The following is a 10,689-nucleotide window of genomic DNA, read 5'->3' as shown; positions in this document are numbered from 1 at the left end:
GACTCCTACAGGTTTGGGGTGAACCCACAATCCCCAACACCCCCGCGCCCCGTAGGAGCCAGCTTGCTGGCGATAGCGCCCGTGAAATCGCCATCGCCGGCAAGCCGGGCTCCTACAGGTTTTGGGTGAACCCACAATCCCCAACACCCCCGCGCCCCGTAGGAGCCAGCTTGCTGGCGATAGCGCCCGTGAAATCGCCATCGCCAGCAAGCCGGGCTCCTACAGGTTTTGCGTGAATCCACAATCCCCAACACCCTCGCGATCCGTAGGAGCCGGCTTGCTGGCGATAGCGCCAGTGAAATCGCCATCGCCGGCAAGCCGGACTCCTACAGGTCAGCGGGTGCTTTCTCCCTCGCCAGCACAGCCTCATCCGCTGCAATCCGGGTACAATTCGCTCCCCTCTTCGTCTGCTCCAAGGAACCTCCATGTCCGGGCTTGAACTGTTTGCCGCCGCCCTCGGTGTCATTGCCGTCTGGTTGACGGTCAAACAGAACCCCTGGTGCTGGCCGATCGGTCTGGTCATGGTGTCGCTGTACAGTTGGGTCTTTTTTGAAGTGAAGCTGTATTCGGACATGCTGTTGCAGGTGATCTACGCCGCGTTGCAACTCTATGGCTGGTGGCAGTGGACCCGCGCGGGGGTTGCGCGGCAAGGGCGGCAGGTTAGCCAACTCAAGGGCAAATCGATCGCGACAGGTCTGGCCATCGGTGCCCTCGGCAGTCTGTTGCTCGGCGCGGCCATGGCGCACTGGACCGATGCCGCGCAGCCCTGGCTCGATGCGGCACTGACGGGGTTCAGCCTGGTGGCGCAGGTCTGGATGGCGCAAAAGCGCGTTCAATGCTGGCCTCTGTGGATCACCCTGGATGTGATTTTCGTCGGGCTCTTCGTCTACAAGGGCATGTACTTGACCGCCGGGCTCTATGCGTTGTTTGCCGTGATCGCGGTTCAAGGCTGGCGGGAATGGCGCACTGACCCGGCATTGCGCACATGAAAGTCCTGGTACTCACCGGCCCTGAATCCAGCGGCAAGAGCTGGCTCGCGGCCGAGTTGCAAGCGCATTTCGGCGGGATGCTGGTCGACGAATATGTCCGCTGGTTCATCGAACAAAACCCGCGTGATACCTGCCTGGCCGACATTCCGGAGATCGCCCGCGGGCAATTGCAATGGGAAGACGAGGCCCGCGCCCGGCAGCCATCGTTGCTGATTCTCGACACCCACCTGCTGAGTAACATCCTCTGGAGCCAGACCCTGTTTGGCGATTGCCCCGCGTGGATCGAGCAGGCGCTGCTGGCTCGCCAGTACGACTTGCATCTGTTGCTGTCTCCCGAACAGGTCGACTGGAAGGATGATGGCCAACGCTGCCAACCCGATTTGAGCGAGCGCCGGGCATTTTTCGACGCAACCCTGACATGGCTTGAAACCCATCAACAGCCTTTTCAAATTCTGCAGGGAAACTGGGCGGAACGGCGATTTCAGGCACTGCAAGCCGTCACCCTGCTGCTGAACCCCTGACCCGTTTTTAGGGGTTTTCACCCAGTAATTCCCCTGTTTTGGGGGCAAAAGTGTCCATACCTGTTACACCCACCCCACCCCAAACAGGCCGTTTCAGCGGTCTGCACCCTCTTCGCCCGTCAGCTGTTAAGCCCCCAATACACCTCGGCGCAAAGCATTGATCTAGAGCACTGCAACCGCTTTTGTTGGACAAAAGCGCCCGCGCCCGTCTCAGACGTGAAACAGCACCGACATCGGCCTCCCGGACAAAATTTTTAACCCGTTGAATTAAAACAAAATTCAAAAAACGGCACAGCATTCGCTCTCTCCTTCACATCGCTGACTAGGGCCAGCCCACAAAAAGAAGGAATTGCCACTGTGGGGACTTTCAATACTTTCAATAAAGGCTTTACCTGCCTCCTCCTGATCGGATGCGCATTGGGCTCAAGTGTCCAGGCTGACGACGGCATCATCATTATCAAGCGTGATGTCCAGACACGAAACGCCGTGCAAGCGCTGGTGGCTCCCGATCCTAACCCCACGACCGCCAATGCCAACCCGAGCCAACAAATCCTCAGGCAAACGAACGAGTTGAACGACGGCGACTTTGCCAACGTCGCCAGTGGTGCCGGGATCTCCCGCCTCGTCACGTTAGGCAACACAAACCTGGGCGGCAACATCACCACCCAGAATCAGCTTTCCAACCTTCCCGCCGGACGCTCGGGAGGTTCGGGCAACGGTATTTCCAACCTGGTCAATTCAAGCGTCCAGCGAGGCCTGAGCGGTCTGAACGTCATTACGGGAGGCCGTTGAGATGAATCGTAAGCTGCTGATTATCAGCATGTTTTGCAGCGCATCGAGCTTTGCTCAACCCCCCGTTATCAATAATGCCGACATCAGTAATTCGGGCGCGCAGTACCAAGGTAACTTCGCGGTCAACCAGGCTGCCGGCGATCAGCAGCAACAGGCTAATGCCCGGGCCATCGCCATGGGCCATGGCGCCAGCGCGACCACACAGATTCGCCAACGATTGCATACCGAAGTCGACCCCAGGATGGATGCTCGAGCCAGCATTCAGGGCGACTCCTTCAGCCGCGGCTACGGCGTACTGGGTGTCAACCAGAGCGCCGGTGCCAGCACTCAGCAAGCCAATGCCCTGCGGATAAGCATCAGCAATCAACCGCAAAGTATCGACGACAGCGTCCTCATGCAACAGAACGTGGCGCTGATCAAAAACTCCGATCCGACTGACTCTGCACCAGGCTATCGCCAGGTCTCTACCAGTGACCAGGCATTCACCGGTAGCCGCGGGGTGATTCAGTTGAATCAGAGCGCCGGGGTGGGAAACCGAATGGCCAACACCCTGAACGTACGGGTCGCGGATTGACCCAAACAGTTAGGAACAACACTTAACCTAAAATAAGTACGGAGAATCACCATGAAACCTTCGACGGCACTCAAGCCTCTGGTTTTCGCAATTGCTGCGGTCATGGCTGTTGCTGTACAAGCTGGGCAAAACGATCGGCGTCACGATGACCACCACAATGGCCATCATAACAACGGTCACCACAATCCTCCTCCAATGAAGATCCCTGTTTACGCGACTGCCAATGCCTACGACAAACAAAGCAGCACCAACAATCGCATCCGTAACGAAGGGACTATTAACAAGGCAGAGATGACCGACTCTGCCACAGGCGCCGACGGCAACGTCGGTATCAACGTGGCGGCAGGCGACGGCAACCAACAAGACAACGCTGCCGCCATCGCGAACGCTGGCGCCACTTCCGCTCTGGATAACTCCTTCGTGTTCGGGGTTGCCACTGCCACTGCCAGCGTCAAGCAGTACAGCAACCACAACAAGGTCGACAACTACAACACCACAGCCTCTGCCGTGATGAGCGGATCGGGCAATGGTGGCAACGGCAATATGGGGATCAACATTGCCGGTGGCGACCTGAACCAACAGAAAAACACCATGGCGATTGCCAACTCCAATTCGCCGCTGGGTAACGCAACAGCCACCGCCTCCGCCGATCAGAATGGTCCTGGTCTGGTAGTGAATAACAACGCCGATCGGAACTTCGCCCTGACGACGGTGACGCTAACCACAACCAAAAGCGGTAATTCCTCTTTCAGTCATAACTCCGAGTTGAACATTGATAAGAGCGCGTCCAGCAACTGGACCAAGAAAGGTGCTAGCAGTTTTGACGTCAGTGGCACCAAGCACTTTGAAGCAATCGGATCAAAAAGCACCGACAAGAGCTCCACCAGCCATGCTGCTGTGGAAGCTATGTTGACCGCAGATGCGAATGTTACCAAAACCGTTACTCATAATAACGGCTATGGCGATCGCACTCGCAGCAAGTCTGTCGACCTATCGGTTGACGCATCGCTTAAAGCATCTATCGATACAGAGCACTCAAAATCGACCGACTCTTCGTTCGAGAAGAAGTTCGATTCTTCGTTCTCAAAATCGTTTGACTCTTCGTTCGAGAAATCAGGCGAGAAATCGTCCGCTTCTACCAAACACGAAGAGAAGGGCTACAGCGAAAGCAATGCATGGGAATTGAGCAACACTGTTTCCTATCAAATCCTGACCCCAAATGGCTGGGCTAACCCTGTCACCAACACTGCAACCCTTAGCGGTTCGGTGAATGGCGGCAGTGGCAACCTCGGCGTCAACGTGGCTGCCGGTGTGGGTAACCAACAAAGCAACTCGTTGGCCATTTCCAACCAATCGTTCTGATGGCTGTCTCTGGAGGCCCCCTCACGGGGGCCTTTTTCAACACAACCAGAGGGCGTCCCACCATGCGCATTATCGCCTTGGTACTTTTGCTTTGTGTGTCCAGTGTGATCGAGGCTGCACAAATGCCGCTTTCCGTCCTGCCGGGCGGCGCGGTGGTGTACAAGCCGATCCAGAGCATACGCGAGCGTAAATTTGCCGACCTGGTGCAACAGAAAACCGACTTCAGTTGCGGCGCAGCTGCGCTGGCGACCATATTGCGCCAGGCCTATTGGCTGGACGTGAACGAAGAACAGATCATCGAAGGCATGCTGGCATACGCCGATCAAGACCTTGTCCGCGTTCAGGGCTTCTCCATGCTCGACATGAAGCGTTACGTGGAAAGTATCGGCATGCGTGCCCGTGGCTACCGGGTGGCGCCGGAAACGCTGAACGACATCAGAATTCCGGTCGTGGTCCTCATGGATATCCGTGGCTACAAACATTTTGTGGTCCTGCAAAAAGTCCACAAGGGCTGGGTATACATCGGAGATCCGGTACTCGGTCATAAACGCTACCAAGTCGACGACTTTGTCAAAGGCTGGAACGGCATCATCTTTGCTGTCATTGGCCAGGGCTACGACAAAACCAACGCGCTGCTCGACCCTCCCGTGCCACTGACCGCCAAGAACCGCCTCGACACCTTCAGCCCGGTGCAAGACGCAGAGTTGTTGGACTTCGGATTTATCCGAAGCGACTTCTTCTAATAACAAGGGAGCATGACGCTCCGGGAGCATCTAATGAAGACTCCAATCTGGCTGGCCGTGGCTTGCCTGGCCGCCAGCCTGCCAACCCAGGCACAGACGTTCAAACCTATTGAACTGAGCGATCAGGAACTGGCGAACCTGCGAGGCCGCTATGTCATGCCGGGGCGCGTCATCAGTTTCGGGATTGTCATGACCAGCACCTGGCAAAATGCCAACGGTCAGGTGATCGGGGCAACCTCCTCGATGCAAATTCAACAAACGACCATCAAGCCACAGTTCTATGTGTCGATGATCGATCGGAATGGCGATGGCTCGGCGGTTTCTCAGGGCACCGGGACCGTCAGCGGCGGTAACGGTTTGAGCACTACCCAGGGCGTCACTCAGGTTGTGCGCGCTGCCGGCGACAACAACAGCGCTTACAACAACGTTGATCTCAACGTCAGCAGAGGTAGCCAGGCACCACAGATGGACAACCAGGGGCAAGCGTTGGCCTCGGGCTCAACCCTGAACCACACCAACGGTGCCGGCGCGATGAGTATTTCCGCCACCGGCACGGGCGTGCAGCTCAACATCATCGCCAACAACAACCAGGGCAACACCGTGCAGCGCCTTGCCCAAGGCGGGCTGATGCAAAACGCGACCCTGCTTGGCGGTGGTAACCAGGTCAGAAACATGATGTCGATCAACGTTGTGCTGCGCGACAACCTGCCATCAACCGGTTCAATGAACGGCAATCTGGACCAACTCAAAGGAGTTCGCACTCTAGGATTCTGATCTACGCTCAGTCTCATTAGATGCAGTCAGAAGGGACGGCTAACCCATGCACCGATCTATAACGCTCAGAGCTATCGTTTGTTTGAGTAGCCTGGCCCCGGCCACATTGCTGTACGCAGCACCGGACCCCCAGGTCGAAGCATTAAAACAAGAACTCATGGAGTTGAAACAGCGTTACGAAGCACAACAGAACGCGCTGATGGTACTTGAACAGCGCGTTCGCCAAGTAGAAGAAGCACCTGCGACACCGGCCCCCAAACGCCTGACCAAATCCCCTGCCGAGCCGACCAGGGGTGGCCAGACGGTGGCCGCCGGTGCGCCGGGCACCACGGGCAGTTCATACGGCCAATCGCTCAAAGAAGATGCCGAGCCTGCGCAAAGCGTGTCCAACCTGTATGACGAAGCCAGCGGGTTCTTCGGCGGCGGCAAGTTCAGTGTCGAAACCGGCCTCACCTACACGCACTTCGATACACGCGCGCTGACGCTCAATGGTTTTCTGGCACTGGACTCGATTTTCCTCGGCAACATCAACCTCGACCGCATCAAGGCCGACAACTGGACACTGGACCTGACCGCCCGCTACAACGTGGCGCAACGCTGGCAGTTCGACATTAACGTCCCCGTGGTGTATCGCGAGTCGACGTATTCCTCCGGTGGCGCCGGTGGCGCTGGCCCCGTGACGTCGGACGCAACCGTCACCCGCGACCCGACCATCGGCGATGTGAACGTTGGCGTTGCTTACAAGTTTCTGGATGAGTCAGTCAGTCTGCCAGACGCGGTCTTTACACTGCGCGTCAAGGCACCGACCGGCAAGGACCCTTACGGCATCAAACTGGTCGAAGACCCGAACAACGACAACCTCGCGGTCCCCGAGGACTTGCCTACCGGCAATGGTGTCTGGTCGATCACCCCGGGTATCTCGCTGGTCAAGACCTTCGACCCGGCCGTGCTGTTCGGCACCCTGGCCTACACCTACAACATGGAGGACTCTTTCAGCGACATCAGCCCTCAGGTCGGCTCCAAGGTGAAAGGGGACGTGAAACTGGGCGATTCCTGGCAAGTCGGCGCCGGCATTGCATTCGCCTTGAACGAGAAGATGAGTATGTCGTTCTCGTTCACCGACCAGTTCGCCCGCAAGAGCAAAATCAAGCCCGACGGCGGCGATTGGCAATCAATTTCCAACAGCGATTACAACGCGGCCAACTTCAACATTGGCATGACCATGGCAGCCACCGACAACCTGACGATCGTCCCCAACCTGGCCATCGGCCTGACCGACGACGCGCCAGACTTTTCCTTCAGCCTGAAATTCCCGTACTACTTCTAACCGCTACACCTGAATGAAAAAGGCCCGCTGCGAGGTTCATCGCAGCGGGCCTTTTCGTTTCGCCCCGCCCTAACGGATCTGGTGCTTGTGCAGCAGTCGGTAGAAGGTTGGCCGCGACACGCCCAGCACTCGGGCGGCGACACTCAGGTTGTCGCTGTGGCGGTTCAATACATCGCACAACGCCTGCCGTTCGGCGCGGGTCTTGTAGTCTTCGAGGGTGCCCATCGGCGCGGCGATTGTGTGTTGACTGATCAGCCCGAGGTCACGCGCCTCGATCTGCCGCCCTTCCGCCAGAACCAGCCCGCGACGTACACGGTTGGCCAGCTCCCGCACGTTGCCCGGCCAGTCGTGCTTGCCCATGGCGATCAGTGCGTCCTCGCTGAAACTGCGCGGACGCCGGCCGGTTTCATGGCTGTAGAAATGGGAGAAATGGTTGGCCAGCATCGACAGGTCGCCATGCCGCTCACGCAGCGGTGCGGTGACCACTTGCAGCACGTTGAGGCGGTAATACAAATCCTCGCGGAAGCGTTTCTTCTCGATGGCCGCTTCAAGGTCGACGTGGGTCGCCGCCAACACCCGCACATCGACCGGAATCGGCTGGCTGCCGCCCACGCGTTCGATGTGTTTTTCCTGGAGAAAACGCAGCAGGTTGGCTTGTAGCTCCAGCGGCAGGTCACCGATCTCATCGAGAAACAGAGTGCCGCCATTGGCCGCTTCGATCCGCCCGACCTTACGCTGATGGGCGCCGGTAAAGGCGCCTTTCTCGTGGCCGAACAATTCGGACTGGATCAGGTGTTCGGGAATTGCGCCGCAATTGATCGCGACAAAGGGTTTGCTGTGACGCTGGGATTGCCGATGGAGGGTGCGGGCGACCAGTTCTTTACCGGTCCCGCTTTCGCCGCGAATCAACACCGGAGATTCGGTTGGCGCCAGTTTGCTCAGCAGTTTGCGCAGTTCGCGAATCGGTTTGCTGTCACCGAGCAGCTCGTGTTCCGGCTGATCGATGTGAACCGTGCCTTGACCGCGCAAGCGCGCCATACCGAACGCCCGACCCAGCGTCACCTGAACCCGGGAGACATCGAACGGCAAGGTGTGGAAATCGAAAAACCATTCGCAGACGAAGTCCCCGACGTTTTGCAGCCGCAGGACTTCCTGGTTGAGCACAGCGATCCATTCGGTGCCGCTGCGGCTGATCAGTTCCTTGACCGCATCGGGGTGCTCCAGATGAAAAGGCTGGAGCCGCAACAGGCCGACGTCGCAGGTTCGGTCAGCGGCATTTTCCAGCGTACAGCTATCAACGTCCCAACCTACAGAACGCAGACCTGGCAGCAGGCGATGACAGTCGTCGCAAGGGTCCACTACTAACAGACGTCGTAACGCAGGCGCTTCGATCATGACTGTTCCTTGACGCCAAATTTTATGAAATTTTATTAAAAACAATCATTTGGCGGATCTGGCTGTAACACTAGCAAGAATTTGACACTGTCTTGTATCGATTGACTATAGGAAGTGCGCGCAAGCAGTTATAAGAAGCAACTTTATTAGTTACCTAACGACTCGAACCTTTCACCCAGCTTTCAAAAGCCGTCGAAACCTCGAACCGATGAAAGAAAGTTGAAAATTCTTTTAATTGTATGTGACCCACCCACCGGTTGCGGGCATCAGTACAAGTAACCAGCCGAACGGTAAGCCCAACCGACGGCACATCACTTGATTGGGCATACAGAGAGAAGACCCCATGACCGCCCCGCTCCGTATCAACGAAGCTCTTTTGATTGCCGACCGCGCGTTCAAGCCATTTCAATGCGTGGCCTGGGCCCCACAAGACGGCAACGGCGAACTCAGCCTGACCGTCATCGACCGTACCAACACCTGCATTCGCAAGCAGATCCCAAGCAGTGCCTATACCGACCCGGCACAACTGGAACATGTTCTGGAAGAAGCCCGTAAAGAGCTGAGCCAGGAAGGTTACACGCTGCAATCGTGGTCGATGCCGCACTAATCTTTTTGCGGATTACTTATCGGTAATCCGCACCCTTCCCCATGATCGTTAGTTTGCCGGCCTTGCCAGCAGACAATACGCGCAACATTTATTTGTACCTGAACGCGGCCAAATACTTGGCAGGCTTGTCAGTGGGTCGAAAAGACACTGTTCTGGCACAAAACGACCCTCCGTCTGTTAGTTATTACAGTTGTGCAACCAATCATTCAGGGATTGAATGTTTCTACTATAAGTCGCCCCCCCCAACTCCTGGATCAAGACGACTCGCAAGGAGATGCGTGCATGTCAACCCAGACCGCTGTGGTCCTGCCTGCGACGCTGAGCGCCGCCGGGGAGCTCGACAAAACCTTTGCCAGCGCCGGCAAAACCCAGGTGTATTTCGCCGGCAGCACGTCGAGCATGGCCACCGGCGTCGCGATTGATTCACAAGGCCGGCTGCTCGTCGCGGCCAAGGTCGGAACCCCGAGCGGCAGCCGCTTCGGTCTGGCCCGCCTGCTTGCGGATGGCTCGGCAGATCTGGCGTTCGGCAAACAAGGCAGTGTCATCAGCCAGTTCGAACCCGGCTTCGAGTCCATGGGTGGCAAAGTGCTGATCCGGCCCGACGGGTGCATTCTGTTGGCCGGCCTGCACTATGAAAATGAGCACCAGACACTGCCTGCCCTCGCCTTGTTCGATCAGCAAGGCAAACCGGTCCCCGACTTTGGCGACAACGGACGCCTTGTCGTGCGCCTGCCGGGCAATCTTTCACGGGGCGTGCGGGATGCCTGGCTTCCCCCCGGCGTACCGGGCGCCGAAGCCTGTGATGTGTGCGTGCAGGAGGACGGCCGGATGGTCCTGCTGGCCAATCATCATTTCGAACTGGCCGATCACGTCGGCCTGCTGGTGCGACTCAACCCCAACGGCTCGCTGGACGACACCTTCAACGGTCGCGGCTTCGTCCTGGTCAGGCACTTGCTGATGAACACCTGGCTCAGCAGCCTGCTGGTGCAACGCGACGGCCGGATTCTGGTGGGCGGCTCGATCAACTTCCCTGAAGAAGGCCTGCTTGCGCGTTATCTAAGCGACGGCAGCCTGGACGACCGTTTCGCCGTGGATGGCTTCATGAGTTTCCTGGCACAAGGGCGTCACGCTCAGGTCAGCCAGGTCGTCCAGCAGGCCAACGGCGACCTGCACTGTTTTGGCAGCAGCCGCGACCCGATGCATTGCATGGCCTTGAAAGTACACAGCAACGGTCGCCCGGACATCCATTGCAACGGTGGCCAGCCGCATTTGCTGGGGATCGGCCACAGTGGCTGCCAGTGGACCGCCGCCCACGCCCTTGCAGACGGGCGTGTGCTGACCGTTGGCGCGACCATCGGTGGTGTCGAAGCCGACTTCATCCTGGCCCGACATCGACCTGACGGACAACTCGACGAGCTGTTCGGCAAAGGCATCGGCTGGGTCCGCACCCGCCTGGGTCGCAGCCTGGATACCGCAACGTCGCTGGCCGTGCAGGACGATGGCAACATTGTCGTAGGCGGCTATTCGCTGGATGGCAACTACCGGGCAATCGTCGCTCGCTATCTGGGATAGGCCTGCCGAGCTTTCCTGCGCTTGATCTTCCGT

11 protein-coding genes are annotated in these 10,689 nt (G+C 57.9%); 10 read left to right on the top strand and 1 reads right to left on the bottom strand.

Annotated features, from left to right (window positions below):
- Positions 1-425 precede the first annotated feature (425 nt).
- From pnuC to KGB25_RS24115, 8 genes are all read left to right on the top strand, one after another.
- Positions 426-989, top strand: coding sequence for a nicotinamide riboside transporter PnuC (pnuC, locus tag KGB25_RS24150; RefSeq protein WP_192416287.1), 564 nt, complete (start codon positions 426-428; stop codon positions 987-989).
- Positions 986-1,510, top strand: coding sequence for an AAA family ATPase (locus KGB25_RS24145; protein ID WP_008040281.1), 525 nt, complete (start codon positions 986-988; stop codon positions 1,508-1,510). Before pnuC ends, KGB25_RS24145 begins: the two co-directional genes overlap by 4 nt.
- 357 nt (positions 1,511-1,867) lie before the next feature.
- A complete protein-coding gene (locus tag KGB25_RS24140) occupies positions 1,868-2,302 on the top strand; it encodes a hypothetical protein (RefSeq protein ID WP_223437015.1) in 435 nt (144 codons plus the stop codon).
- 1 nt (position 2,303) lies between these two features.
- Complete coding sequence (locus KGB25_RS24135; RefSeq protein ID WP_008040271.1) at positions 2,304-2,876, top strand: hypothetical protein; 573 nt, start codon at positions 2,304-2,306, stop codon at positions 2,874-2,876.
- Positions 2,877-2,927: 51 nt separating this feature from the next.
- Positions 2,928-4,238: a hypothetical protein gene (locus KGB25_RS24130; RefSeq protein WP_008040269.1), complete on the top strand. Its 1,311-nt coding sequence runs from the start codon at positions 2,928-2,930 to the stop codon at positions 4,236-4,238.
- Positions 4,239-4,300: 62 nt separating this feature from the next.
- The gene (locus tag KGB25_RS24125; RefSeq protein WP_008040267.1) at positions 4,301-4,981 is read left to right on the top strand and encodes a C39 family peptidase; all 681 of its coding nucleotides are present in this window, start codon (positions 4,301-4,303) and stop codon (positions 4,979-4,981) included.
- A 33-nt stretch (positions 4,982-5,014) separates the two neighbouring features.
- On the top strand, positions 5,015-5,755 hold the full coding sequence (locus tag KGB25_RS24120) for a hypothetical protein (protein WP_008040265.1): 741 nt from the start codon (positions 5,015-5,017) through the stop codon (positions 5,753-5,755).
- A 46-nt stretch (positions 5,756-5,801) separates the two neighbouring features.
- A complete protein-coding gene (locus KGB25_RS24115) occupies positions 5,802-7,082 on the top strand; it encodes a transporter (RefSeq protein ID WP_008040263.1) in 1,281 nt (426 codons plus the stop codon).
- Positions 7,083-7,151: 69 nt separating this feature from the next.
- Here KGB25_RS24115 and KGB25_RS24110 read toward each other — a convergent pair whose 3' ends face one another.
- On the bottom strand, positions 7,152-8,477 hold the full coding sequence (locus KGB25_RS24110; RefSeq protein ID WP_008040261.1) for a sigma-54 dependent transcriptional regulator: 1,326 nt from the start codon (positions 8,475-8,477) through the stop codon (positions 7,152-7,154).
- 343 nt (positions 8,478-8,820) lie between these two features.
- On the opposite strand from KGB25_RS24110, the gene KGB25_RS24105 reads away from it, so the two are divergent.
- Positions 8,821-9,084, top strand: coding sequence for a hypothetical protein (locus KGB25_RS24105; RefSeq protein ID WP_008040259.1), 264 nt, complete (start codon positions 8,821-8,823; stop codon positions 9,082-9,084).
- Between the two features lie 282 nt (positions 9,085-9,366).
- Positions 9,367-10,656 (top strand): hypothetical protein, encoded by a 1,290-nt coding sequence (locus tag KGB25_RS24100; protein WP_223437013.1) that lies wholly within the window; start codon positions 9,367-9,369, stop codon positions 10,654-10,656.
- The last annotated feature ends 33 nt before the right edge of the window (positions 10,657-10,689 follow it).

Origin of the sequence: Pseudomonas sp. BF-RE-21 (assembly GCF_019947305.1) — a bacterium.
Lineage (GTDB): Bacteria > Pseudomonadota > Gammaproteobacteria > Pseudomonadales > Pseudomonadaceae > Aquipseudomonas > Aquipseudomonas migulae.
Note: the sequence above shows the minus strand (reverse complement) of the source record. Positions and strands in the feature narration are given on the sequence as shown.

What these genes read in the sequence shown, in the direction of transcription:
- KGB25_RS24110 (WP_008040261.1), bottom strand. Translation starts at nt 8,477, where the DNA reads ATGATCGAAGCGCCTGCGTTACGACGTCTGTTAGTAGTGGACCCTTGC.
- KGB25_RS24135 (WP_008040271.1), top strand. Translation starts at nt 2,304, where the DNA reads ATGAATCGTAAGCTGCTGATTATCAGCATGTTTTGCAGCGCATCGAGC.
- KGB25_RS24105 (WP_008040259.1), top strand. Translation starts at nt 8,821, where the DNA reads ATGACCGCCCCGCTCCGTATCAACGAAGCTCTTTTGATTGCCGACCGC.
- KGB25_RS24115 (WP_008040263.1), top strand. Translation starts at nt 5,802, where the DNA reads ATGCACCGATCTATAACGCTCAGAGCTATCGTTTGTTTGAGTAGCCTG.
- KGB25_RS24125 (WP_008040267.1), top strand. Translation starts at nt 4,301, where the DNA reads ATGCGCATTATCGCCTTGGTACTTTTGCTTTGTGTGTCCAGTGTGATC.
- KGB25_RS24145 (WP_008040281.1), top strand. Translation starts at nt 986, where the DNA reads ATGAAAGTCCTGGTACTCACCGGCCCTGAATCCAGCGGCAAGAGCTGG.
- KGB25_RS24130 (WP_008040269.1), top strand. Translation starts at nt 2,928, where the DNA reads ATGAAACCTTCGACGGCACTCAAGCCTCTGGTTTTCGCAATTGCTGCG.
- KGB25_RS24100 (WP_223437013.1), top strand. Translation starts at nt 9,367, where the DNA reads ATGTCAACCCAGACCGCTGTGGTCCTGCCTGCGACGCTGAGCGCCGCC.
- pnuC (WP_192416287.1), top strand. Translation starts at nt 426, where the DNA reads ATGTCCGGGCTTGAACTGTTTGCCGCCGCCCTCGGTGTCATTGCCGTC.
- KGB25_RS24120 (WP_008040265.1), top strand. Translation starts at nt 5,015, where the DNA reads ATGAAGACTCCAATCTGGCTGGCCGTGGCTTGCCTGGCCGCCAGCCTG.